The 25,084-nt window shown below is 38.0% G+C and carries 19 protein-coding genes; 18 read left to right on the top strand and 1 reads right to left on the bottom strand.

The genetic code is table 11. The features are described 5' to 3' along the window. The 14 genes from dnaA to MKZ30_RS00070 all read left to right on the top strand — a co-directional run bounded on the left by dnaA (position 1) and on the right by MKZ30_RS00070 (position 17,274). Positions 1-1,344 carry a chromosomal replication initiator protein DnaA gene (gene dnaA, locus MKZ30_RS00005; protein ID WP_002356013.1) on the top strand — a complete coding sequence of 448 codons (1,344 nt, stop codon included), beginning with the start codon at positions 1-3 and terminating at the stop codon, positions 1,342-1,344. 201 nt (positions 1,345-1,545) lie between these two features. Further along, a complete protein-coding gene (gene dnaN / locus MKZ30_RS00010) occupies positions 1,546-2,676 on the top strand; it encodes a DNA polymerase III subunit beta (RefSeq protein WP_033601253.1) in 1,131 nt (376 codons plus the stop codon). Between the two features lie 581 nt (positions 2,677-3,257). Then, a complete protein-coding gene (gene yaaA, locus MKZ30_RS00015) occupies positions 3,258-3,503 on the top strand; it encodes a S4 domain-containing protein YaaA (RefSeq protein WP_002356015.1) in 246 nt (81 codons plus the stop codon). Next, positions 3,490-4,617 carry a DNA replication/repair protein RecF gene (recF, locus tag MKZ30_RS00020; protein ID WP_002356016.1) on the top strand — a complete coding sequence of 376 codons (1,128 nt, stop codon included), beginning with the start codon at positions 3,490-3,492 and terminating at the stop codon, positions 4,615-4,617. The genes yaaA and recF overlap by 14 nt, the downstream gene beginning before the upstream one ends. After that, on the top strand, positions 4,614-6,563 hold the full coding sequence (gyrB, locus tag MKZ30_RS00025) for a DNA topoisomerase (ATP-hydrolyzing) subunit B (protein ID WP_002359210.1): 1,950 nt from the start codon (positions 4,614-4,616) through the stop codon (positions 6,561-6,563). Before recF ends, gyrB begins: the two co-directional genes overlap by 4 nt. A 55-nt stretch (positions 6,564-6,618) precedes the next feature. Then, positions 6,619-9,120: a DNA gyrase subunit A gene (gene gyrA / locus MKZ30_RS00030; protein ID WP_002361457.1), complete on the top strand. Its 2,502-nt coding sequence runs from the start codon at positions 6,619-6,621 to the stop codon at positions 9,118-9,120. 174 nt (positions 9,121-9,294) lie between these two features. Next, complete coding sequence (gene rpsF / locus MKZ30_RS00035) at positions 9,295-9,597, top strand: 30S ribosomal protein S6 (protein WP_002356019.1); 303 nt, start codon at positions 9,295-9,297, stop codon at positions 9,595-9,597. A gap of 44 nt (positions 9,598-9,641) precedes the next feature. Further along, positions 9,642-10,208: a single-stranded DNA-binding protein gene (gene ssb / locus MKZ30_RS00040; protein ID WP_002364599.1), complete on the top strand. Its 567-nt coding sequence runs from the start codon at positions 9,642-9,644 to the stop codon at positions 10,206-10,208. Between the two features lie 25 nt (positions 10,209-10,233). Continuing rightward, entirely contained in the window at positions 10,234-10,473 is a 240-nt protein-coding gene (gene rpsR / locus MKZ30_RS00045) for a 30S ribosomal protein S18 (protein ID WP_002356021.1), read from the top strand. 203 nt (positions 10,474-10,676) lie between these two features. Beyond that, positions 10,677-12,653 (top strand): DHH family phosphoesterase, encoded by a 1,977-nt coding sequence (locus tag MKZ30_RS00050; RefSeq protein ID WP_002356022.1) that lies wholly within the window; start codon positions 10,677-10,679, stop codon positions 12,651-12,653. A gap of 5 nt (positions 12,654-12,658) precedes the next feature. Then, complete coding sequence (gene rplI / locus MKZ30_RS00055) at positions 12,659-13,111, top strand: 50S ribosomal protein L9 (protein ID WP_002356023.1); 453 nt, start codon at positions 12,659-12,661, stop codon at positions 13,109-13,111. 272 nt (positions 13,112-13,383) lie between these two features. Beyond that, positions 13,384-14,751, top strand: coding sequence for a replicative DNA helicase (gene dnaB / locus MKZ30_RS00060; protein WP_002381331.1), 1,368 nt, complete (start codon positions 13,384-13,386; stop codon positions 14,749-14,751). A 236-nt stretch (positions 14,752-14,987) separates the two neighbouring features. Continuing rightward, complete coding sequence (locus MKZ30_RS00065) at positions 14,988-16,280, top strand: adenylosuccinate synthase (RefSeq protein ID WP_002376293.1); 1,293 nt, start codon at positions 14,988-14,990, stop codon at positions 16,278-16,280. 124 nt (positions 16,281-16,404) lie between these two features. After that, complete coding sequence (locus tag MKZ30_RS00070; protein WP_010822002.1) at positions 16,405-17,274, top strand: DegV family protein; 870 nt, start codon at positions 16,405-16,407, stop codon at positions 17,272-17,274. 238 nt (positions 17,275-17,512) lie between these two features. On the opposite strand, the gene MKZ30_RS00080 is transcribed toward MKZ30_RS00070, so the two are convergent. Beyond that, the gene (locus MKZ30_RS00080; RefSeq protein ID WP_002359215.1) at positions 17,513-19,144 is read right to left on the bottom strand and encodes an ABC-F family ATP-binding cassette domain-containing protein; all 1,632 of its coding nucleotides are present in this window, start codon (positions 19,142-19,144) and stop codon (positions 17,513-17,515) included. Positions 19,145-19,397: 253 nt separating this feature from the next. Between MKZ30_RS00080 and MKZ30_RS00085 the strand changes: the two genes are divergently transcribed. The 4 genes from MKZ30_RS00085 (at position 19,398) to MKZ30_RS00100 (ending at position 25,063) form a co-directional block, all read left to right on the top strand. Continuing rightward, positions 19,398-22,283, top strand: coding sequence for a sigma-54-dependent transcriptional regulator (locus MKZ30_RS00085; RefSeq protein WP_033600589.1), 2,886 nt, complete (start codon positions 19,398-19,400; stop codon positions 22,281-22,283). Positions 22,284-22,485: 202 nt separating this feature from the next. Next, the gene (locus tag MKZ30_RS00090; protein WP_002385473.1) at positions 22,486-22,998 is read left to right on the top strand and encodes a mannose/fructose/sorbose PTS transporter subunit IIB; all 513 of its coding nucleotides are present in this window, start codon (positions 22,486-22,488) and stop codon (positions 22,996-22,998) included. 234 nt (positions 22,999-23,232) lie between these two features. Continuing rightward, complete coding sequence (locus MKZ30_RS00095; protein ID WP_002356030.1) at positions 23,233-24,225, top strand: mannose/fructose/sorbose PTS transporter subunit IIA; 993 nt, start codon at positions 23,233-23,235, stop codon at positions 24,223-24,225. A 34-nt stretch (positions 24,226-24,259) separates the two neighbouring features. Further along, positions 24,260-25,063, top strand: coding sequence for a PTS mannose/fructose/sorbose transporter subunit IIC (locus MKZ30_RS00100; RefSeq protein ID WP_002356031.1), 804 nt, complete (start codon positions 24,260-24,262; stop codon positions 25,061-25,063). Positions 25,064-25,084 lie beyond the last annotated feature (21 nt).

The following is a 25,084-nucleotide window of genomic DNA, read 5'->3' on the forward strand; positions in this document are numbered from 1 at the left end:
ATGCCCGACGTGGAAAGTTTTTGGCATAGCCTTGAAGAAGCCTATCAAGCGATTTTGTCGGCGCCAAGTTTTGATGCTTGGATTAAAACCACACGCCCTTTGAAATTAGACAACAATCAATTGTGGCTAGAAGTCCCTTCTGCAGTTCATCGTGATTACTGGGAAAAAAATCTTTCGGCAAAAATTGTCGAAACTGGATTTAAATTGACCGGTGCAGAAGTGATGCCCCATTTTGTTGTTGCCGATGAAAAAGACGCAGCACTGGCACAAGAACTCGAAGAACCTGCCGAAGAAGAAGTTGTTTTTAGTGAACAAAGTAAAAAAGCGATGCTTAATCCTAAGTACACTTTCGACACCTTCGTTATTGGTAAAGGAAACCAAATGGCGCACGCTGCAGCGCTTGTTGTTGCCGAGGATCCGGGTTCGATTTACAATCCCCTTTTCTTCTATGGTGGTGTAGGGTTAGGGAAAACCCATTTGATGCATGCCATTGGTCATCAAATGTTAGTGAATCAACCAGATGCCAAAGTCAAATATGTTAGTAGCGAAACGTTTACGAATGAATTTATCAACTCAATTCAAACAAAGACATCCGAACAATTTCGGAAAGAATATCGCAATGTTGACTTATTATTAGTCGATGATATTCAATTTTTGGCGGAAAAAGAAGCAACATTGGAAGAATTTTTCCATACCTTCAACGATCTTTACAATGAAAATAAACAAATTGTTTTAACAAGTGATCGCCCGCCTAATGATATTCCAAAATTACCTGAACGATTAGTTTCTCGCTTTGCTTGGGGTTTGTCTGTCGATATCACACCGCCTGATTTAGAAACACGGATTGCAATTTTGCGCAAAAAAGCAGATGCCGAGCGTTTAGAAATTCCGGATGATACACTAAGTTATATCGCTGGTCAAATTGATTCCAACATCCGTGAATTAGAGGGTGCTTTGGTCCGCGTTCAAGCCTTTGCAACTATTAATGGAGAAGATATTACCACTAGTTTAGCGGCGGACGCCTTGAAATCTCTAAAATCAGTTGGTAGTAAAAATCAATTGTCCATCTTACAAATTCAAGAAGAAGTATCCAAATATTATCATGTGCCTCTTAAGGATTTAAAAGGGAAAAAACGAGTGAAAACAATTGTGGTTCCTCGTCAAATCTCAATGTATCTTGCTAGAGAAATGACCGACAATTCCTTGCCAAAAATTGGTGCCGAATTTGGCGGCAAAGATCATACAACGGTGATTCATGCGCACGAAAAGATTCAGCAATTATTGGAAAAAGATCCAGCGATTCAAAAAGAAGTCAGTGAAATTAAAAATTTATTGAACTCTTAGGATGTGGAAAACTAAACAAAAAAGAACAAAGTTATCCACAACTTATACACAAGTGGATAACTTAGTAAAAACAATGCTCTTTTGACTTTTCCACAGAATCAACATGCCCTATTACTTTTATTATTTATTTATATATAATATACAAAACAGTGGCGTACAAAATTAGAACGTATTGAAAATACTTAAAAAGGAGTTTACATTATGAAATTAACGGTCAAACGAAGTGTCTTTTTACAAGAATTACAAACTGTTCAACGAGCAATTTCTTCTAAAACAACGATTCCAATCTTAACGGGTGTTAAAATTGTGTTATCAGAAGATGGCTTATCACTTACTGGGAGTAACGCGGATATTTCAATTGAAAGTTTTTTAAGTAAAGATGATGAAAAAGCTCAAATGACCATTGAACGCACAGGTAGCATCGTTTTACAATCTCGTTTCTTTGGCGAAATTATTCGTAAATTACCAGAAGATATGTTCACAATGGAAGTTCTAGATAACAATCAAGTTGCAATTACTTCAGGAAAAGCTGATTTTACGGTTAATGGATTAGATGCTGACAATTATCCGCACTTACCAGTAATTGATACTCAAAACCAAATGAAATTACCTGTTCATTTATTGACAAAAATTATTAGTGAAACAGGTTTTGCTGTCTCGATGCACGAAAGTCGTCCAATTTTAACTGGGGTCCACTTTATTTTAGAAAATCAAAAATTACTTGCCGTTGCGACAGATTCACATCGTTTAAGTCAACGTGTGATCCCGACAGAACAAGCAGTAGAAGACTTTAACATTGTAATTCCAGGAAAAAGTTTAACTGAACTTTCTCGTTCATTAACCAATGAAGAAGAAATGGTTGAAATCAGCATTATGGAAAACCAAGTGCTATTTAAAACAGAAACAATGTACTTCTATTCTCGTTTGTTAGAAGGAAATTATCCTGATACCAACCGTTTAATTCCAACTAGCCATAACACGCAAATTGAATTTTATGTACCAGAATTGCTTTCAGCAATCGAACGTGCCTCTTTACTTTCTCATGAAGGACGTAACAATATTGTTCGCCTTTCAATTTCAACAGATTCTGTTGTTTTATATGGAAATTCACCTGAAATTGGAAAAGTCGAAGAAGCGTTAAACTATGAAAATGTTTCTGGTGAAGCGTTGGATATTTCTTTCAACCCAGATTATATGAAAGATGCGTTGCGAGCGTTTGGCGATATGAATATTACCGTGAAATTCCTTTCTCCAATTCGTCCGTTTACATTGGAGCCAACCGAAACAGAACTAGATTTCATTCAACTAATTACACCGGTTCGTACAAATTAATCATGTTTAAAAAAGACCTTCGGAAAATCACTATGATCGCCGAAGGTTCTTTTTTGTCGTCTATTTAAAGCCGATAAACGCTGCTAGATAAGCTTTTTAAAACTAGAATAGCTTTTACGCTAATATGATTGTGAATGTTTGAACTATCGTTTGACGAATAAATTCTGCTTTTTTTTTTTCGTGGATAAAGAAAAAAGCCCTTTAATTTTTCGTTTAAGAGCTGTTCATTTTTTTATGAACATTTCCTAGTGAAAGAAGTTTACGTTGCTTAAAACGACGCTCAGACCTCTACAAGCTACTTTTCTTCAATGCATGCCCTCTTCGTTTGTCTTTGAGTTACCCCAAATTGTTTTTTAGTTAAACGCTACTCGTCATTTCTGCCAAATCAGGCCCCTTTTTTCTCAAAAAAATATCAATTTCCGTTTTAAAATGCTTTTTAAGAGTTTTTTTATCCTAATAATATTTTCGGTCATTTAGAATTAAAATTGCTTAGAATGAAAATTAGACAGATAAATTTGTTTTCTCTTATGAAAAAGGGTATAATATATATGAGAACGTATTAGAAAAAAGAGGGATGCACATTGAAAAAAACGTTTGTTTTAGCAACTGAGTATATAACGCTTGGTCAGTTTCTTAAAGAAATCAACGTCATTGGTAGTGGCGGCCAAGCCAAATGGTATTTGGCAGACAATAGCGTGTTTGTTGATGGCGAGTTGGAAAATCGTCGCGGACGGAAACTTTATGCGGGCATGATGATTGAGATACCTGAAGAAGGTACTTTTTTTATGGTGAAAAACGGAAACGAGTCCGACGATGCGGCTGAATGAGCTGACACTTCAGCATTATCGTAATTATGAAACAGTCAGCTTAGATTTTCCAAAAACGTTAAATCTTTTTTTAGGCGAAAACGCCCAAGGAAAAACCAACTTGTTAGAAAGCATTTATGTTCTAGCAATGACACGAAGTCATCGAACCAGCAATGAAAAAGAATTAATTGGCTGGGAACAAGCAGCAGCTAAAATTAGTGGCGTAGTTGAAAAAAAGACAGGCACCGTGCCGTTGGAAATTTTAATTTCCAACAAAGGACGTAAAACCAAGGTTAACCACATTGAGCAAAAAAGGCTCAGTGCGTACATTGGGCAATTGAATGTTATTTTATTTGCCCCAGAAGATTTATCTTTGGTGAAAGGCTCACCTCAAGTCCGCCGGAAATTTATTGACATGGAACTCGGACAAGTGAGTCCTATTTATCTTTATGATCTTGTCCAATATCAGTCTGTTTTAAAGCAACGGAACCAATACCTAAAACAACTAGCTGAAAAGAAACAAACAGATACTGTTTATCTCGATATTTTGACAGAGCAGCTAGCTGAATTTGGCGGGAAAGTTCTATACGCTCGGTTAGGTTTTCTTAAAAAATTAGAACACTGGGCAAACTTACTCCATCAAAAAATTAGTCATGGACGCGAAACGCTCACCATTGACTACGCATCAAGCATCCCAATTGACAACACGGATCTTTCCTTAGAAGCACTTCAAAATCAATTGCTCCAACAATTAATGAACAATCGTAAGCGTGAATTGTTTAAAGCGAATACTTTTTTAGGCCCTCATCGTGACGATTTGCTGTTTATTGTCAATGGTCAAAATGTTCAAACGTATGGCTCACAAGGCCAACAGCGAACGACAGCTTTAAGTATTAAATTGGCAGAGATTGATTTGATGCATTCAGAAACAGGAGAATATCCTGTGTTATTACTAGATGATGTCATGAGTGAATTAGATAATGAACGTCAAATTCACTTGTTAGAAACGATTGAAGGCAAAGTTCAAACGTTCTTAACGACAACTAGTTTAGATCACATAAAAGACAAGCTAACAGTTGAACCAGATATTTTTTATGTTCAACAAGGCAAGATAGAAAGGAATTCAGCGACATGACAGAAGAAGAAAAAAACATGAGAGAACGTGCGCAAGAATATGACGCTAGTCAGATTCAAGTTTTGGAGGGCTTAGAAGCTGTCCGGAAACGTCCTGGTATGTACATAGGTTCTACTAGTGGCGAAGGGTTACACCACTTAGTATGGGAAATCGTTGACAACTCTATCGACGAAGCCTTAGCAGGATTTGCTAAATCAATTCAAGTAATTATCGAACCAGACGATAGTATTACTGTTATCGATGATGGTCGTGGAATTCCAGTCGGGATTCAAGCCAAAACAGGTCGCCCAGCTGTGGAAACAGTGTTTACAGTGCTACATGCCGGCGGGAAATTTGGCGGTGGCGGCTATAAAGTATCAGGTGGCTTGCACGGTGTTGGTTCCTCTGTTGTTAATGCTTTATCGACCAGTTTAGATGTTCGTGTTTATAAAGATGGCAAAGTGTACTACCAAGAATATCGTCGTGGTGCGGTTGTTGATGACCTAAAAGTTATCGAAGAAACGGATCGCCACGGAACCACTGTTCACTTTATTCCAGATCCTGAAATTTTTACAGAAACAACCGTTTATGATTTTGATAAATTAGCAACACGGGTTCGTGAATTAGCCTTTTTAAATCGAGGCTTACACATTTCAATTGAAGACCGTCGTGAAGGACAAGAAGATAAAAAAGAGTATCACTATGAAGGCGGGATTAAGAGTTATGTTGAGCATTTAAATGCCAATAAAGACGTTATTTTCCCAGAGCCAATCTTCATTGAAGGAGAGCAACAAGATATTACAGTGGAAGTGTCAATGCAGTATACAGATGGCTACCACTCAAATATTTTAAGTTTTGCCAACAATATTCATACTTATGAAGGCGGAACGCATGAATCTGGTTTTAAAACTTCTTTAACACGTGTGATTAATGACTATGCACGTAAACAAAAATTGATGAAAGAAAACGATGAAAAATTAACTGGGGAAGATGTTCGTGAAGGCTTAACCGCAGTGGTTTCCATCAAACACCCAGATCCTCAATTTGAAGGACAAACCAAAACGAAATTAGGAAACTCAGAAGTACGGACCGTCACGGATCGTTTATTCTCAGAATACTTTACAAAATTCTTGATGGAAAATCCAACAGTCGGTAAACAAATTGTCGAAAAAGGTATGTTGGCCTCAAAAGCTCGTTTAGCCGCTAAAAGAGCCCGTGAAGTCACCCGTCGTAAAGGCGCTTTAGAAATTAGCAACTTGCCAGGGAAGCTGGCTGATTGCTCAAGTAAAGATCCGGAAAAATGCGAATTATTTATCGTCGAAGGAGACTCGGCCGGCGGTTCAGCAAAACAAGGCCGTAGCCGTGAATTCCAAGCCATTTTACCAATTCGTGGGAAAATCTTGAATGTCGAGAAAGCCAGCATGGATAAAATTTTAGCCAATGAAGAAATTCGGTCATTATTTACAGCTATGGGAACAGGCTTCGGCGAAGATTTCGATGTTTCTAAAGCACGTTATCACAAACTAGTGATTATGACCGATGCCGATGTCGATGGTGCGCATATTCGAACGTTGTTATTAACCTTGTTCTATCGCTTCATGCGGCCAATTGTTGAAGCTGGTTATGTGTATATTGCCCAACCACCACTATATGGTGTGAAACAAGGGAAAAACATCACCTACGTTCAACCGGGCAAACATGCTGAAGAGGAACTAGCAAAAGTGTTAGAAGAATTACCTGCTTCACCAAAACCAAGTGTTCAACGTTACAAAGGGTTGGGTGAAATGGATGATCACCAACTTTGGGAAACAACAATGGACCCAGAAAAACGATTAATGGCGCGAGTGAGTGTCGATGATGCCATTGAAGCTGACCAAATTTTTGAAATGCTAATGGGCGATCGTGTGGAACCACGTCGTGCGTTTATCGAAGAAAATGCCCATTACGTGAAAAACTTGGATATTTAATGTGTCGCAACGTTGTAAGAGACGCTAGAACATATATTTAGAGGGGAAAAAATTCATGAGTGAAGAAATTAAAGAAAACATTCAAGACGTCAATCTGACCAGCGAAATGAAAGAATCTTTCATTGACTACGCAATGAGTGTTATCGTAGCCCGCGCGTTACCTGACGTTCGTGACGGTTTAAAACCTGTTCATCGCCGAATCTTATATGGAATGAACGAATTAGGGGTAACCCCTGATAAACCACACAAAAAATCAGCCCGGATTGTTGGGGATGTTATGGGTAAATATCACCCCCATGGGGACAGTGCGATTTACGAATCAATGGTGCGGATGGCACAACCTTTTAGTTATCGGGCTATGTTAGTTGACGGCCACGGAAACTTCGGTTCTGTCGATGGTGACGGCGCTGCCGCTATGCGTTATACCGAAGCACGTATGAGTAAAATTGCTTTAGAAATGCTACGAGATATTAACAAAAATACAGTCGATTTCCAAGGAAACTATGATGATTCAGAACAAGAACCAGTAGTTTTACCTGCTCGTTTTCCAAACTTACTAGTTAACGGAACAACGGGGATTGCGGTGGGGATGGCAACAAATATTCCACCACACAATTTAAGTGAAGTGATTGATGCAACAAGTTTATTGATGGACAATCCTGATGTAACGACGAATGAATTGATGGAAGTGTTACCTGGACCAGATTTTCCAACAGGCGGTTTAGTGATGGGGAAATCAGGGATTCGCCGAGCATATGAAACGGGGAAAGGTTCGATTACAGTTCGTGCAAAAGTTGAATTGACTGAAATGCCGAATGGAAAAGAACGTATTTTAGTAACTGAATTGCCTTATATGGTGAATAAAGCCAAATTAATCGAACGAATTTCTGAATTACACAGAGATAAACGAATTGAAGGAATTACCGATTTGCGGGATGAATCTTCTCGTGAAGGCATGCGGATTGTCATCGATGTTCGTCGAGATGTGAGTGCCTCTGTTGTGTTAAACAACTTGTACAAAATGACTGCCTTACAAACATCTTTTGGTTTTAACATGTTAGCCATTGAAAAAGGTGTACCGAAAATTTTAAGCTTGAAACGTATTTTAGAAAACTACGTCGAGCATCAAAAAGAAGTCATTACTCGCCGGACGATTTTTGACAAAAACAAAGCAGAAGCACGGGCGCATATTTTAGAAGGTCTACGAATTGCCTTAGATCATATCGATGAAATCATTGCCATTATCCGTGGGTCACAATCAGATGACGAAGCAAAAGCAACGTTAATTGAACGCTTTGAATTTTCAGATCGTCAAGCGCAAGCGATTTTAGATATGCGTTTACGCCGTTTAACAGGCTTAGAACGCGACAAAATTGAAAATGAATATCAAGAGCTATTGAAATTCATTGCGGACTTAGAGGACATTTTAGCCCGCCCAGAACGCGTCATTGAAATCATTAAAACAGAGTTAAATGACGTTCGCACAAAATTTGGTGATGCACGACGCACAGAATTATTAGTAGGTGAAGTCTTAAGTCTTGAAGATGAAGATTTAATCGAAGAAGAAGAAGTCGTGATTACATTAACCAATAACGGCTACATTAAGCGGATGGCAAACTCTGAATTCCGGGCGCAACGCCGTGGCGGACGTGGTGTCCAAGGCATGGGCGTTCATGATGATGATTTCGTGAAAAACCTAGTTTCTTGTTCAACACACGACACGTTATTATTCTTTACGAACACTGGGAAAGTTTACCGAGCAAAAGGTTACGAAATCCCTGAATACGGTAGAACAGCAAAAGGAATTCCAGTGATTAACTTACTGGGAATTGATTCTGCAGAAAAAATTCAAGCGATTATTTCTGTTGAGGGCAAAGCGGAAGCAGGTAAATACTTGTTCTTCACAACCTTAAAAGGAACCGTCAAACGGACAGCCGTAACAGCCTTTTCTAATATCCGTAGTAATGGTTTAATCGCCATTAGCTTAAAAGAAGATGATGAGTTAGTTAACGTGGTAACGACTAATGGCAATCAGAAGATGATTATCGGAACACATGCAGGATACTCTGTCACATTTGATGAAAATACTGTACGTGATATGGGCCGGACAGCATCCGGTGTTCGGGGAATCCGTCTCCGCGAAAATGATTATGTGGTCGGCGCAGCGATTCTGGATGAAAATAAAGAAGTCCTAGTCATTACTGAAAATGGTTATGGTAAGCGTACAAAAGCTTCTGAATATCCAGTTAAAGGACGTGGCGGTAAAGGGATTAAGACAGCAAATATCACTGAGAAAAATGGTCCATTAGCTGGTTTAACCACGGTCAATGGGGATGAAGATATCTTATTGATTACGAACAAAGGCGTCATTATCCGCTTTAACGTTGATTCTGTTTCTCAAACAGGACGCGCAACATTAGGGGTTCGTTTAATGAGAATGGAAGATGGTGCCAAAGTGGTAACAATGGCTGTTGTAGAACCAGAAGAAGTGGAAGAAGAAATCGTTGAAGTTGTAGAAACAACAGAAAACGAAACAACATCAGAAACAGAAGAATAACATAAAAAAGTTTCGCCAGTTGGCGAAACTTTTTTATTGGGGCTTTTCAAAACTATTTCTTGCTTTTGTCCATCAATTAGCATATAATTAGAGATTGTGAACTACCTTTTTAGGTATGTTCTCCTTGCTCTTAGCCAACTAAGAGCCTTGAAGTCCATAGGGAGGTGAAAATCAATGAGTCAAGATACGAAGTACGAAATCATGTACATTATTCGTCCGAACATTGATGAAGAAGCAAAAACTGCTTTAGTAGAACGTTTCGACACAATCTTAAAAGATAACGGAGCAGAAGTTATCGAATCTAAAGATTGGGAAAAACGCCGCTTAGCATATGAAATGAACGGATTCCGTGAAGGCATCTATCATATCGTTAACGTTACTTCTCCATCAACAGCTGGCGCAATCAACGAGTTTGATCGTTTAGCAAAAATCAATGACGATATTATCCGTCATATGATCGTGAAGGTAGAAGCATAATTTGTTTCACATGAAACATTTATTGACGAAAGGAGATGTTTTGAATGATTAATAACGTTGTATTAGTCGGAAGATTGACAAAAGATCCTGACTTACGTTACACCGCGAGTGGTTCAGCTGTTGCGACCTTTACACTTGCTGTAAACCGTAACTTTACGAATCAAAATGGTGACCGTGAAGCAGACTTTATCAACTGTGTGATTTGGCGTAAACCCGCAGAAACAATGGCTAATTATGCCCGTAAAGGTACATTATTAGGTGTTGTCGGAAGAATTCAAACTCGTAACTACGAGAACCAACAAGGTCAACGTGTCTACGTAACTGAAGTGGTTTGTGAAAACTTCCAATTGTTAGAATCTCGTTCTGCTTCAGAACAAAGAGGAACTGGCGGCGGTAGCTTTAATAACAACGAAAATGGTTATCAATCACAAAATCGTAGCTTTGGTAATAACAATGCCGGTTCTGGATTTAATAACAACAACAATAGTTTCAATCCATCATCTTCTCAGTCGCAAAACAATAACGGTATGCCTGATTTCGATAAAGATTCTGATCCATTTGGTGGCTCAGGTTCATCTATCGACATTTCAGATGATGATTTACCATTCTAAACGAATTTGATAGGAGGGAACAAGAATGGCACAACAAAGAAGAGGCGGACGTAAACGTCGTAAAGTCGACTACATCGCAGCAAACCACATCGAATACATCGACTATAAAGATACTGAATTGTTAAAACGATTCATTTCAGAACGTGGCAAAATTTTACCACGTCGTGTTACAGGTACTGGCGCTAAAAACCAACGTAAATTAACGATTGCTATTAAACGCGCACGTATCATGGGATTATTACCATTCGTTAGTGACGAACAATAATTTTATGACAATTTCCAGAACCAAAGAGCTTGCTCTTTGGTTTTTTTTATCTTGACTAGTGTTTCACGTGAAACATAACAAGGTTCGCAGAATGAAGTGTTTTGTGATAAAATAAGGGATGAAATAACTAGTGAATCACCAGAGCTATATGCTCGTTGGAACAAGTCGCCTCAAAGGTCTGCAGAAAGATTGGAGGCAAAAAAATGCAAAAGAAGAGAATTCAAAAAAACGGTTTCTTAATTGTTGTGGGTCTTCTCTTAGTAGAATTTCTCCTCTATTTCTTACTAACAAATAAATGGCTGCTATTGGCGGTAATTATCGCATTAGATATCTTTCTCTTAGTGGTTATTCGGCTGTTGATTAGAGATGTAGAAATTACAAACGTAGAAAAGATTCAAGAAGCAAGTTCCATTGCTGAACAATCGTTGGATTATGTTGTGAATGAAGTACCTGTGGGAATTATTACGTATAACGGGGAAACACGCGCGGTAGAATGGCTTAATCCTTATGCTGCTTCTATTTTTAATAAAGACAATCAGCTAACGTTAACCGCTAGCCAAGTGACGTCCTATTTAGAATTAGCAGAACGAAACCAAGATATCTTTACGATTGATGAAAATACCTATCGCTTTAGCGTCAATAAAGAACAACATACAATTACTTTTGAAGATATCACTAAAGAAAGTAATTTGTATCAAGAAAAAGTCGAAATGCAAACGGCTATTGGCATTGTGTCTGTCGATAATTATGATGATGTCACCGATACAATGGACGAGAAAGAAATTTCTTATTTGAATAGTTTCATTACGACGATGGTTTCTGATTGGATGGACCAATACAAAGTTTTTTATAAGCGAATCAACGCAGAACGTTATTTTTTCATTGCCCAATGGGAAGATATTCAAAAAATGATGGACGAAAAATTTTCTATTTTGGATACGATCCGTAAGGAATCAGCTAACCATGAAGTAGCCATTACGTTAAGCATGGGGATTGCTTATGGGGGGCCAACCTTAGATCAAACCGGGACCACGGCTCAAACAAACCTAGATACAGCTTTAGTACGTGGCGGCGATCAAGTGGTTGTAAAAGAAGCCAAAGATGAAGCGAAGCCGTTATTTTTTGGTGGAAAAACGGCAGTAACGACGAAACGTTCCCAAGTACGTTCTCGTGCAATGAGCATGGCAATTAAGGGAATTATTGCGGAATCAGCTGACATCTATATTATGGGCCATCGTTATCCAGATATGGATGCGTTAGGTTCAGCATTTGGTGTTGCTCGTTTAGCTTCGTTTAATAATCGAAAAGCGTGGATTGTTTTAGATGAAAATGAAATCATTCCCGATGTCAAAAGAGTGTTAGAGGCGATTAAAGAGTACCCAGAATTAGAAGAGCGCATTATTAGTCCTAAAGAGGCCATGAAGCGCAAGAAAGAAAGTAGCTTATTAGTTATGGTAGATTACCATAAACCGTCTCTATCGATCTCACAAGAGCTCTATGAGCGTTTTGATAAAGTGGTAATCATTGATCACCATCGACGAGGAGACGAATTTCCAGCAAAACCCTTGCTTTCTTATATTGAATCTTCTGCCTCTTCTGCTTCAGAATTAGTCACAGAATTGATCGAATACCAAAGTAATAGCGCAAATAAACTGCAGGCCTTTGAAGCAACCATGATGTTGGCGGGAATTGTGGTTGATACGAAAAGTTTCAATACACGAACGACGGCGCGAACATTTGATGTGGCTAGTTATTTACGAACTTGTGGAGCAGACTCATCTTTAGTACAATATCTATTAAGTTCTGATCTTACAAGCTATCTGGAAATGAACAACTTAATCTCTAAAAGCGAATATGTCACAAAAGATACCGTCGTTGTTGCCGGGAGTGAAGACAAAGAATATGATAGTGTCACAGCTGCCAAAACAGCGGACACATTACTTTCTATGGCAGGGATTAATGCAGCATTTGTCATTACCAAGCGGACGGATCAACAGATTGGCATTAGTGCTCGGAGTAATGGTTCAATTAATGTCCAAATTATTATGGAAAATTTAGGTGGTGGCGGTCACTTTACTAATGCGGCAGTACAATTATCAAACGTAACAGTAGCAGAAGTAAAAGAGCAACTACTTGATGTAATTCGTCAAAATATTAATGAAATGTATGAACAGGAGTGAAGGAAATGAAAGTCATTTTTTTACAAGACGTTAAAGGAAAAGGAAAAAAAGGGGACGTAAAAGAAGTGCCAACTGGTTACGCCCAAAACTTTTTAATTAAAAACGGCTATGCGAAAGAAGCCAATAAAGGAAGCATGAGTGCGTTAGCGGGTCAAAAGAAAGCCCAAGAAAAACATGAAGCAGAAGTTTTAGCACAAGCAAAAGAAATGCAAGCCTTTTTAGAAGATGAAAAGACTGTTGTAGAGATCAAGGCAAAAGCTGGAGAAGACAGCCGTTTATTTGGCTCAATTCCTTCAAAACAAATTGCAGAAGCCTTAAACAAACAATACAATGTAAAATTGGATAAACGCAAAATCGAATTAGCCAACCCAATTCGTTCTCTAGGTTACACTAACGTACCAGTCAAACTACATCATGAAGTTACAGCGAAAATTAAGGTTCATGTCGTAGCGGAATAATACAATCGATAAAAAAGAAGCCGATTTCTCCGGCTTCTTTTTTATGCCGAATAAATTACTCAAATTATTTTTATAATATTTAAAAATCAAATACATAACACTTTAAATTAACTGAAGTATTATAATTTTATTAGTTGTGTATTTTTTAAAATTGAAAAGTGAACTAAAAATAGAGAAATCAGCAGAGAAAAAATGTACTTTTTTTAATGAAATTGTGTTAAAATGGATAGACTAAATGAACCAGAAAGTAAGACATCGTGGGAGAGAACAAAATGAATGAATTATTGCAAGATAGGGTACCGCCACAAAATATTGAAGCGGAACAAGCCGTTTTAGGTTCTATTTTCTTAGATGCAGATGTGCTAATAGAAGCGATGGAATATGTGGAACCTAAAGATTTCTATCGTCGTAGTCATCAGTTGATTTTCCAAACGATGATGACCTTAAGCGACCGAAATGAAGCGATTGATGTGGTAACAATCAAAGATCGCCTAGAACAAGAGAATTTGTTAGAAGATGTTGGTGGACTAAGTTATCTGTCAGATTTAGCTTTAGCTGTACCGACAGCTGCCAATGTCATTTATTATGCAAAAATTGTTGAACAAAAATCGTTGCTGCGCAACTTAATCCAAACTGCTACAGAGATTGTAACTAAAGGCTTTGAGCAAGGTGAAGATGTTGAATCTATTTTGGATGATGCAGAACGAAGCATTTTAGAAGTCTCTGAAAAGCGGAATCGCAGTGGCTTTTTATCAATTTCAGATGTTCTAAATACAACTATTGCGAATATTGACCAATTATACCAAAATGATGAAGAGATTACTGGTTTACCTACAGGCTATCAAGCATTGGATAAAATGACTGCCGGCTTGCAAGCGGAAGAGCTAATTATTTTAGCGGCCCGTCCAGCGGTAGGGAAAACCGCTTTTGCATTAAATATTGCCCAAAATGTCGGCACCAAAACAGATAAAGCTGTCGCTATTTTTAGTTTAGAAATGGGGGCAGAATCATTAGTGAACCGGATGCTTTGTGCAGAAGGATCCATTGAGGCTAGCCATTTAAGAACAGGGCAATTATCTGAAGAAGAATGGCAAAACTTAATTATTGCGATGGGTAGTTTGTCCCGTGCGAATATCTATATTGATGACACACCAGGGATTAAAATTACCGAAATTCGTGCGAAATGTCGTAAATTAGCACAAGAAAAAGGCAACTTAGGTCTAATTTTGATCGACTACCTACAATTGATTGAAGGAACTGGAAAAGAGAACCGCCAACAGGAGGTTTCTGATATTTCACGTCAATTAAAAAAATTAGCGAAAGAATTAAAAGTCCCGGTTATCGCTTTGTCACAGCTTTCTCGTGGCGTGGAACAACGTCAAGATAAACGTCCTGTGTTAAGTGATATTCGTGAATCAGGTTCCATTGAGCAAGATGCCGATATCGTTGCCTTTCTTTATCGTGATGATTACTATGATCGTGGTGAAGGAGAAGACGGCGATCATGAGCCACCAGAAGTTGACAATGTTGTAGAAGTCATCATTGAGAAAAACCGTAGTGGTGCGCGTGGAACGGTCGAATTACTTTTCATTAAAGAATATAATAAATTTTCTTCGCTTTCGCCGAGGACAGAATTTTAAAAAACGAACTCATTTTTTGAGTTCGTTTTTTTGCTTATTAAGGGATTAAAATCAGAGAGTAAAACACGAACAATATTCGTATATTTTATTATTTTACAAAAACATAACTAAAAATGTTCGTATTTTTGACAGAAACGCTTTTGATTGTGAAAGAATATTCGATTTTTACCCTTGAAAGGGACTAGTTTTACTGGTACAATGATTCAGGACAAAAAAATTATGAACGAGGTGTTCGAATGTCATCAGTAGTAGTTGTTGGAACGCAATGGGGCGACGAAGGTAAAGGAAAAATTACAGACTTTCTAAGTGAAAACGCAGAAGTGATCGCTCGTTACCAAGGCGGAGATAACGCCGGACATACCATTAAATTCGACGGCGTAACGTATAAATTACATTTAATTCCTTCAGGGATTTTCTATAAAGAAAAAATTAGTGTAATTGGTAACGGCGTAGTTGTGAATCCAAAATCTTTAGTAAAAGAATTAGCTTATTTAAAAGAAAATAATGTTGCCACTGATAATTTACGTATTTCAGATCGTGCCCATGTCATCTTGCCGTATCATATTAAATTGGATCAATTGCAAGAAGATGCGAAAGGTGAAAACAAGATTGGGACAACGATTAAAGGAATTGGCCCAGCCTACATGGATAAAGCAGCACGGGTGGGAATCCGTATCGCTGATTTATTGGATAAAGAAATTTTTGCGGAACGTTTGAAAATTAACTTAGAAGAAAAAAATCGTCAATTCGTTAAAATGTTTGATAGCGAAGCCATTGAATTTGATGATATTTTTGAAGAATACTATGAATACGGACAACAAATTAAACAATATGTTACAGATACTTCGGTTATTTTAAACGATGCATTAGATGCTGGAAAACGGGTTTTATTTGAAGGGGCACAAGGTGTCATGTTGGATATCGATCAAGGAACCTATCCATTTGTTACTTCCTCTAATCCAGTAGCTGGTGGCGTAACTATCGGTAGTGGCGTTGGTCCATCAAAAATTAATAAAGTGGTTGGTGTCTGCAAAGCGTACACTTCACGTGTCGGTGACGGCCCATTCCCAACAGAATTATTTGATGAAACAGGAGAAACCATTCGTCGTGTCGGTAAAGAATACGGAACAACAACAGGACGTCCGCGTCGTGTCGGTTGGTTTGATTCAGTAGTTATGCGTCATTCAAAACGTGTATCAGGGATTACAAACTTGTCATTAAACTCGATTGACGTGTTAAGTGGTTTAGAAACGGTGAAAATTTGTACAGCTTATGAACTTGATGGTGAATTAATTTACCATTATCCAGCAAGCTTGAAAGAATTAAGCCGCTGTAAACCAGTTTATGAAGAATTACCAGGTTGGTCTGAAGATATCACTGGTTGCAAAACTTTAGCCGATTTACCAGCTAATGCTCGTAACTATGTGCATCGGATTTCAGAATTAGTTGGTGTGCGCATTTCAACATTCTCTGTAGGTCCAGACCGTAACCAAACGAACGTTTTAGAAAGCGTTTGGGCACAAATTTAAGCAGATTTTTAAGGGAACGTAAAGGATGGCTTATGCCAGTTCAGCCTTTACGTTCTTTTTTAATTTTATATAAAAAAGAAAAACTATGGTAAAATAAAAGAAAACATGAAGGGGGCAATTGTCCGTGAATTATCAATTAGTGACAGATTCTTGTTGTGACTTGCCGTATACATACTTAAAAGAAAACCAAGTACCTTTTATTAGCATGAATATTCAAATTGACGGGAAAGAATATCGCGATGATTTAGGTGAAACGTTTGATTATCAGAACTTCTTAAAGGCTATTAAAAATGGAAGTATGCCCACTACCTCTCAAGTTAATGTGGGACGCTACAATGAATTTTTCCGTCCTTTTGTGGAGCAAGGGTTACCGGTGATTTATTTAGCTTTTTCATCTGGGTTAAGTGGCTCTTATCAAAGTGCGTTGCAATCAGTAGAGATGTTAAAAGAAGAGTACGATAATGTAGAAATTCATATTATTGATACAAAAGCAGCTAGCTTAGGTCAAGGGATGTTAGTCCGAGAAGCCATTCGATTACAAACAGATGGTCATTCATTAGGAGAAGTTGTTGCCTATCTTGAAGAGCAAAAAATGAAACTTCACTCGTGGGTAACGGTAGATGATTTAAAACATTTAGAACGTGGCGGACGGATTTCTAAAACAGCGGCAGCGCTTGGTGGCTTAATGAACATTAAACCAATTATTCGCGTGGATGCGGCAGGCAAACTAGCATCCGTTGGTAAAACTCGTGGACGAAACAAGTCCTTGCAAAAGATTGCGCAAGAAACGATTCAAGGCATTGTAGAGCCAATGAAACAAACACTGTTGATTGCATATGCGGGAACGAAAGATGACGCGGAAAAAGTCAAAGAATTAATTGAAAAAGAAATAGAGGTTAATGAGATACTGATTTATCCTCTAGGACCCACCATTACTAGTCATACCGGAATAGGTTGTATTGCTGTGTTTTCTTTTGGTGAAAAAAGAAAATAAAAAATAAGCCTAGGACAAAAATCACTTTGGATTTTTGTCCTAGGCTTAAAAATTGATAAACGGCGGGAACAGAAGCAACACTACGCGTTGCTCCGATCTCAACAACTTCTAAGAGCTAAAGCTCTAAGAGTTGAAGTTCCTTCGGAAATAAGCCGAAATTCTCCAAAAATTATAGAACAATTTTCGGAAATTCCTTCTTATTTCTCGGAGTTAAACGCTTCTGTCCCGACCTCATTTTTTAATAATCTGAACTGAATAAAACGTCCATTTGTTTTTGAATTTCTGGGTTTTCCAAGAATTCATCATAGGTTGTTTCTGCCCGATCAATGACCCCTTTATCAGAAACAGCAATAATTCGGTTTGCTAATGTTTGGATAAATTGGTGGTCATGTGAAGCAAAAAGAATTGAACCAGTGAAAGCCATCAACCCATCATTTAACGCAGTGATTGATTCTAAGTCTAAGTGGTTCGTTGGATCATCTAAAACTAAGACATTGGCTTTGGAAAGCATTAATTTTGAAAGCATGACACGCACTTTTTCGCCTCCGGAAAGAACATTGACTGGTTTTAGTACCTCTTCACCAGAGAATAACATCCGACCTAAGAAACTACGTAAGAACGTATTGTCATCTTCTTCTTTACCAGCAAATTGACGTAACCAATCTAAAATGGTTAATGGCTCTTCAAAGTCTTTGCTATTGTCTTTTGGTAAATAAGCTTGGCTAGTTGTAACGCCCCAACGAACAGAACCTGTATCGGGAGTAATTTCGCCCATAATCACTTTGAATAACGTAGTCGTTGTAATATCTGAGTCAGCGATGAATGCCACTTTATCATCTTTTGTTAAGTTGAACGAGATATTATCTAAGATTTTTTTGCCATCAATCGTTACAGAGACATTTTCAACTTGTAATAAGTCATTGCCGATTTCACGTTCTGGTGTAAAACCAACGAATGGATAACGACGAGAGGAAGGTTGAATGTCATCTAAGGTAATTTTATCTAACATTTTTTTACGTGACGTTGCTTGTTTTGATTTTGAGGCATTGGCGCTAAAACGAGCGATAAAGTCTTGTAATTCTTTGATTTGTTCTTCTTTTTTGGCATTAGATTGTGCTTGCAATTTTGTCGCTAGTTGGCTTGATTCCAACCAGAAATCATAGTTACCAACGTAAAGTTTGATTTTACTAAAGTCTAAATCTGCCATGTGGGTGCAGACTTTGTTTAGGAAATGACGGTCATGGGAAACCACGATAACGGTATTTTCAAAGTTGATTAAAAATTCTTCTAACCAATTGATTGAGCGGGTGTCTAAACCATTTGTCGGCTCGTCTAATAGTAAGACATCTGGTTTACCAAAAAGAGATTGAGCTAATAATACTTTGACTTTTTGACCAGCTGTTAATTCGCTCATTTTTTGATCATGTAATTCTTCTGGAATGTTTAGCCCTTGGAGTAAAACAGCTGCTTCAGGTTCTGCTTCCCAACCGTCAAGTTCAGCAAATTCGCCTTCTAGTTCTGCGGCACGAATCCCATCTTCATCTGAAAAATCTTCTTTCATATAGATAGCATCTTTTTCTTTCATTACTTCGTAAAGACGTTTATGTCCCATAATTACAGTTTCTAAAACAGTGTAGTCTTCGTAGTCAAAGTGATTTTGTTTCAGCGTTGCTAGTCGCTCATTAGGACCCATTGAAACCACGCCAGTTGTCGGTTGAATCTCACCTGATAAAATTTTAAGAAACGTTGATTTTCCTGCACCGTTTGCGCCGATTAAGCCGTAACAGTTGCCAGGAGTAAATTTAATATTCACTTCTTCAAAAAGTTTACGATCTGGAAATTGTAAACTTACATCATTAACAGTAATCAATTGTTTTCCTCACTTTTAATATATTCTTGAACCTCTCTGCATTATATCGGCTACAGAACCTTTTTTCAAGGAGTTTCAATCTTTTTACAGAAACGAATAAAAAGGTGGGTTTTTTATAGAAAAAAAGGCGTTTTTTTAAAATGTTTCATGTGAAACAGAAAATTTTTTCATGAAAGGGTTTTTAGTGTATTTTTTTAATGATACACTGTATCATGTAAATTAATTAGTGTATCGATTAAAGGAGCCATCAAAAATGAAGCGGATTGAAAAAATCTATCAATATGTTAAAGAGCAAACGAAGAATTTAACGCCAATGACCTTAACAAGTGATGCGGGAGTCACGACACAAGAAATTTCAGAACGTTTAAACATTCAGCGGACCAATGCTAGTAAAGATTTGAATCAACTCGTTCGTGAAGGGCGCTTGAAAAAATTATCTGGTCGACCAGTAAAATATGTCGCGCAGGTGGCGTTTCAGCATCGACCATTAACCAAGCCAGTTAAAAGTTATCGGGAAAAATCAATGGATCACTCCACAAAAACTTTTATCGAACCATTGGTTGAACCAGTAGTCACGACAAGTAAAACCCCAGAAGTTGAAGATATTTTCAAAAAAATTATCGGTTCAGCTGGAAGCATGAAAACGCCGGTTGAACAAGCCAAAGCAGCGATTTTATATCCGCCAAAAGGCTTGAATTGTTTAATTACTGGACCAACAGGTTCTGGGAAAACTTATTTTGCTCATGCCATGTTTCAATTTGCGAAGCTGAACCAAATTGTGGCCAAAGAAAAAGAGTTTGTGGTGTTTAACTGTGCAGACTATGCGCATAATCCAGAACTTTTGATGTCGCATTTATTTGGGTATGTAGAAGGGGCCTTCACAGGCGCTACGAAAGCGAAAGAAGGGATTATTGATGAAGCAGATGGCAGCATTCTGTTTTTAGATGAAGTACATCGGTTACCACCCGAAGGACAAGAAATGATTTTTTATTTTATGGATCACGGCGTGTACGCGCGTTTAGGTGAAACAGTGAAATCACATCATGCGGATGTTCGGATTATTTGTGCTACGACGGAGAATCCTACTTCTTCTTTATTGAATACTTTTGTGCGACGCATTCCGATTATCATTCAATTACCGAACTTTAGTGACCGTCCTGCGAAAGAAAAAATTGACCTCCTAAAAGTGATGGTTTCAATGGAAGCAGCGCGGATTCAACGGCGAATCTCTTTGTCAGAAGATGTGGTCAAAGCGTTAATCGGAAGTGTTTCTTATGGAAATGTCGGTCAGCTAAAATCGAATGTGCAACTTGTGACTGCGCGAGGGTTCCTTAATCAGATGGAACAAGAGGAATTAATGATTACGATGGACGAATTAACGGACAATATTAAAGAAGGCATTATGCAACTTGCCAGTAATCGAGAAGTATTGTCGGAGTTGTCGAAATATCTGGAACCGCAATTAGTGGTATCACCAAATGAATCTTTAGTAGCTATTCAGTCAGATGCCTATGAATTGCCTTACAATCTATATGAGATTATTGGAGATAAAGCGGCTCTCTTAAAAGCAGACGGCTTGGACCAAGAACTAATTAATAATTTTATTACAACGGATATCAATGTTCATTTAAAATCTTTCTACAAAGATTATGGATTCACCTTTGATACAGAAAATAAATTGGCTGAAATTGTGGACCAACGAATTATTGATGTCACTAAGAAAATTTATAATTTTGCAGCGAAGCGGTTATCGTATTCGTTTCAACCCAACTTTATTTATGCAATGAGTTTACACATTAGTTCTTTCTTGAAACGCATCCAATTAGGCAAAGATCCTAAGCATCCTTTAAATGAAAGTATTCGAAATATGGTTTTAGATTATCCAACAGAGTTTGAAATAGCGAAAGAAATTAAAAATATTATTGAAAGTAGTTATCAGATGGAGATTCCTGAATCTGAAAGTTACTATTTAGCTGTTTTGCTCATTTCTTTAAGAGAAAATCCTGAGGCTGGCCGGATTGGCATTGTCGTGGCTGCGCACGGAAATAGTACCGCTAGCAGTATGGTACAAGTGGTTTCTCAATTGTTAAATGTTGATAATTTGAAGGCTGTGGATATGCCGTTAGATATGCCACCGAAAGAAGCTTTGCGTAAAATCGTTGAAGCAGTTGGTGAAGTGAATGAAGAGAATGGCGTACTATTATTGGTGGATATGGGTTCATTAAGTACGTTTTCAGAAGAAATTGTACGCCAGACAGGCATTGATGTGCGGACAGTAGACATGGTGACTACGCCAATTGTGCTTGAAGCGGCCCGCAAAACCGCATTAATTGATACACAATTGGAAACACTTCACGAGTCCTTAAAAAACTTTCATGGCTATGCCGATATTCGCCAAAGTGAAACGAAACAAATCATTGAAAATTGGAAAACAAGAGCAATTATTGCTATCTGCGCTTCTGGAGAAGGAACTGCGCGCCGAATGAAAGAGCTTATTGAGGAAGCTGTCTTGCCACAAATAGACTGGCATTTAGAAGTGATTCCTTTGTCCATTGTAAATATGAAAGAAGTCTTGCCTAAAATTCAAGAAGACTATGAAATTATTGCGACAACTGGGATTACCAATCCCAAAATTGGAGTTCCTTATATTTCCATGGAAAATTTCTTTTCCGGTGAAGCAGAAAAAATTATTCAGCAATTACTAGCAGAGCGGAAAGAAGAAGTAATGAATAAGCCGTTGGACGAAGCGGCAGCAAAAGAAATTTGTCTCAAATATATGGAGCAAAGTTTCACTTTTATTAATGGAAAAAAAATCATTGATCTGTTGTGGTCATTCGCTAAAAATATCCAAACCCAATTAGCGATGCCAGAAGAGTACACATTTTACATCAATTTGATTATGCACACATCAGGCATGTTGGAGCGTATTTTACGGAATGATACACTGACGGTTTCAGAAAAAGAACTTGGTCGATTGGTTCAAGAGCCAATTTATCCAGTGATTGTGGCCTCAATTGAGACTATGGAAGAAGCTCTTAATATGGATATTCCAGCAGAAGAAGTTTATTTTATCGCACAGTTAGTCAAAAATGCCCAGTGTATCGAAGATAAAATCACCGAAATTGATACACTAGATTAATACAGAAAAATCGACACACTATTTATTAGTGTATCGATTTTTTAATTTTCTTAAAAAAACCTATAATTTTCTAGGTTTCAAACCGATACACTAAAGTTGGCACGAAACTTGCTTATAATAAGGTGTCCCTTTTTACCTAAAATTTTTAAGTAAAAAGACAAAGGTCCTAACCTTTAAAAATGAATTTAAAGGAGCATTCCCGATGGTAATGGATATTCGTTTAGCTCGAATTGATGATCGATTAATTCATGGCCAAGTAGCAACTGTTTGGGCAAAATTGACGAACATTAATCGCATTTTAGTGGTTAGTGATTCCGTTGCTCATGACAATTTGAGAAAAGCCTTGTTAGTTCAAGCTGCTCCACCTGGTGTCAAAGTAAATGTCATCACTGTTCAAAAAATGATTGATGTTTACCCTGATCCTCGTTTTGATTCGTTTCGAGCCATGTTGTTATTCACTAATCCTTTGGACGTGAAACGAGTGGTCGAAGGCGGTGTACAACTAACTTCTGTGAATATTGGCGGAATGAGTTTCAGTACAGGCAAGCGAATGATTACGAATGCAGTCGCAGTGGATGCCAACGATTTAAAAGCATTTCTGTTTTTAAATGAACAAGGTATTGAATTGGAAATTCGAAAAGTCGCAGCAGACAGCCAAGTGAATTTGATGGATTTACTGAAAAAAGAGCGTAGCAAAGAAAATAACGCCAGCTGACGTTCATTTTTACAGACGAAAGACATTGAAAGGATGTGGTGGCCTAGGACCAACATCATTGCTTCATGAACTGTATTGATAAAGGCAAGTGCTGATGTTGAAAAAAATCAAGAACTATTGAAATTTTTTCATTTATTTTTGTCAGAATCTGATTTATCTGATTTTTTTCAAAAAGTGAAAGCGTTTAGCAGTACAACCATGAAAAAAAACATCAATTATACAGGAGGTATAAAAATGGTAGGAATTATCCTAGCAAGTCACGGTGAATTTGCTGAAGGGATCTTGCAATCTGGTGCAATGATCTTTGGCGAACAAGAAAATGTAAAAGCAGTTACGTTAATGCCTAGCGAAGGTCCCGATGATGTAAAAGCAAAAATGCAAGAAGCCATTGCATCGTTTGACAATCAAGACGAAGTACTATTTTTAGTTGACCTATGGGGAGGAACACCATTTAACCAAGCGAACTCATTGTTAGAAGATCATAAAGACAAATGGGCAATCGTTGCAGGTATGAATTTACCAATGGTTATTGAAGCATATGCTTCTCGTTTCTCTATGGAATCAGCACAAGAAATTGCGACACACATTCTTGAAACAGCAAAAGATGGTGTCAAAGTTAAACCAGAAGAGTTACAACCAGCAGAAGCACCAAAAGCTGCTGCGACAGAAGATGCACAGCCAAAAGGTTCGTTACCACCAGGTACAGTTGTTGGCGATGGCAAAATTAAATTTGTGCTAGCACGTATTGATTCACGTTTATTACATGGTCAAGTAGCAACAGCTTGGACAAAAGCAACACAACCAAACAGAATTATTGTTGTTTCTGATGCCGTTGCAAAAGATGACTTACGTAAGAAATTAATCGAACAAGCAGCTCCTCCAGGAGTAAAAGCCAATGTTATTCCAATCAGTAAAATGATTGAAGTAGCGAAAGATCCACGTTTTGGCAATACAAAAGCATTATTATTATTTGAAAATCCTGAAGACGTCTTAAAAGTGGTTGAAGGCGGCGTAGAAATCCCAGAAGTAAACGTTGGTTCAATGGCTCACTCTGTTGGAAAAGTCGTTGTAAGCAAAGTATTATCAATGGGTCAAGAAGACGTTGATACGTTTGATGAATTAAAAGCCAAAGGCATCAAATTTGATGTGCGTAAAGTGCCAAATGATTCAAAAGCGAATATGGACGAAATTTTGAAAAAAGCAAAAAATGAGTTAGCAAACGCGTAACTCGCCAAATACAAATCAAAATAGGAGGCTTATCATGTCTGTTATATCAATTATTTTAGTTTTACTCGTTGCCTTTCTAGCTGGTATGGAAGGGATTTTGGATGAGTTCCAATTCCACCAACCGTTAGTAGCATGTACATTAATCGGATTAGTTACTGGTAATTTAGAAGCCGGAATTGTTTTAGGTGGTACTTTACAAATGATCGCGTTAGGTTGGGCGAACATCGGGGCTGCCGTTGCACCGGATGCCGCTTTAGCATCTGTTGCCTCAGCAATTATTTTAGTTTTAGGTGGCCAAGGTGTTAAAGGTGTTCCTTCAGCGATTGCCATCGCAGTTCCTTTAGCGGTTGCAGGTTTGTTCTTAACAATGATCGTTCGGACAGTTGCGGTTCCAATCGTTCACATGATGGACGCGGCTGCTGAAAAAGGCAACATTAAACAAGTTGAAATGTTACACATTTTCGCTGTATGTTTACAAGGTATTCGTATTGCGATTCCAGCAGGTGCTTTACTATTCATTCCTGCTGACACTGTTCGTAATTTCTTAGAATCAATGCCAGCTTGGTTAACTGATGGTATGGCTATCGGTGGTGGTATGGTCGTTGCCGTAGGTTATGCATTAGTAATCAACATGATGGCAACAAAAGAAGTATGGCCATTCTTCATTATCGGTTTCGTAGTCGCAGCGATTTCTCAATTAACATTAATCGCATTAGGTGCTTTAGGTGTCGCTTTAGCTCTTATTTACTTGAACTTATCTAAAATGGGCGGTTCTTCTAACTCAAATGGCGGAGGCAACTCTGGCGACCCATTAGGCGATATTTTAAACGACTACTAATTCTGAAGGAGGAGCAAAGAA

The sequence above is a fragment of the Enterococcus sp. LX10 genome, assembly GCF_023539285.1.
Taxonomy (GTDB): domain Bacteria; phylum Bacillota; class Bacilli; order Lactobacillales; family Enterococcaceae; genus Enterococcus; species Enterococcus faecalis.

Bases quoted from the DNA above. Each gene is read 5' to 3' on its own strand.
- dnaA (WP_002356013.1), top strand. From the start codon at position 1: ATGCCCGACGTGGAAAGTTTTTGGCATAGCCTTGAAGAAGCCTATCAA.
- dnaN (WP_033601253.1), top strand. From the start codon at position 1,546: ATGAAATTAACGGTCAAACGAAGTGTCTTTTTACAAGAATTACAAACT.
- recF (WP_002356016.1), top strand. From the start codon at position 3,490: ATGCGGCTGAATGAGCTGACACTTCAGCATTATCGTAATTATGAAACA.
- gyrB (WP_002359210.1), top strand. From the start codon at position 4,614: ATGACAGAAGAAGAAAAAAACATGAGAGAACGTGCGCAAGAATATGAC.
- gyrA (WP_002361457.1), top strand. From the start codon at position 6,619: ATGAGTGAAGAAATTAAAGAAAACATTCAAGACGTCAATCTGACCAGC.
- rpsF (WP_002356019.1), top strand. From the start codon at position 9,295: ATGAGTCAAGATACGAAGTACGAAATCATGTACATTATTCGTCCGAAC.
- ssb (WP_002364599.1), top strand. From the start codon at position 9,642: ATGATTAATAACGTTGTATTAGTCGGAAGATTGACAAAAGATCCTGAC.
- rpsR (WP_002356021.1), top strand. From the start codon at position 10,234: ATGGCACAACAAAGAAGAGGCGGACGTAAACGTCGTAAAGTCGACTAC.
- MKZ30_RS00050 (WP_002356022.1), top strand. From the start codon at position 10,677: ATGCAAAAGAAGAGAATTCAAAAAAACGGTTTCTTAATTGTTGTGGGT.
- rplI (WP_002356023.1), top strand. From the start codon at position 12,659: ATGAAAGTCATTTTTTTACAAGACGTTAAAGGAAAAGGAAAAAAAGGG.
- dnaB (WP_002381331.1), top strand. From the start codon at position 13,384: ATGAATGAATTATTGCAAGATAGGGTACCGCCACAAAATATTGAAGCG.
- MKZ30_RS00065 (WP_002376293.1), top strand. From the start codon at position 14,988: ATGTCATCAGTAGTAGTTGTTGGAACGCAATGGGGCGACGAAGGTAAA.
- MKZ30_RS00085 (WP_033600589.1), top strand. From the start codon at position 19,398: ATGAAGCGGATTGAAAAAATCTATCAATATGTTAAAGAGCAAACGAAG.
- MKZ30_RS00090 (WP_002385473.1), top strand. From the start codon at position 22,486: ATGGTAATGGATATTCGTTTAGCTCGAATTGATGATCGATTAATTCAT.
- MKZ30_RS00095 (WP_002356030.1), top strand. From the start codon at position 23,233: ATGGTAGGAATTATCCTAGCAAGTCACGGTGAATTTGCTGAAGGGATC.
- MKZ30_RS00100 (WP_002356031.1), top strand. From the start codon at position 24,260: ATGTCTGTTATATCAATTATTTTAGTTTTACTCGTTGCCTTTCTAGCT.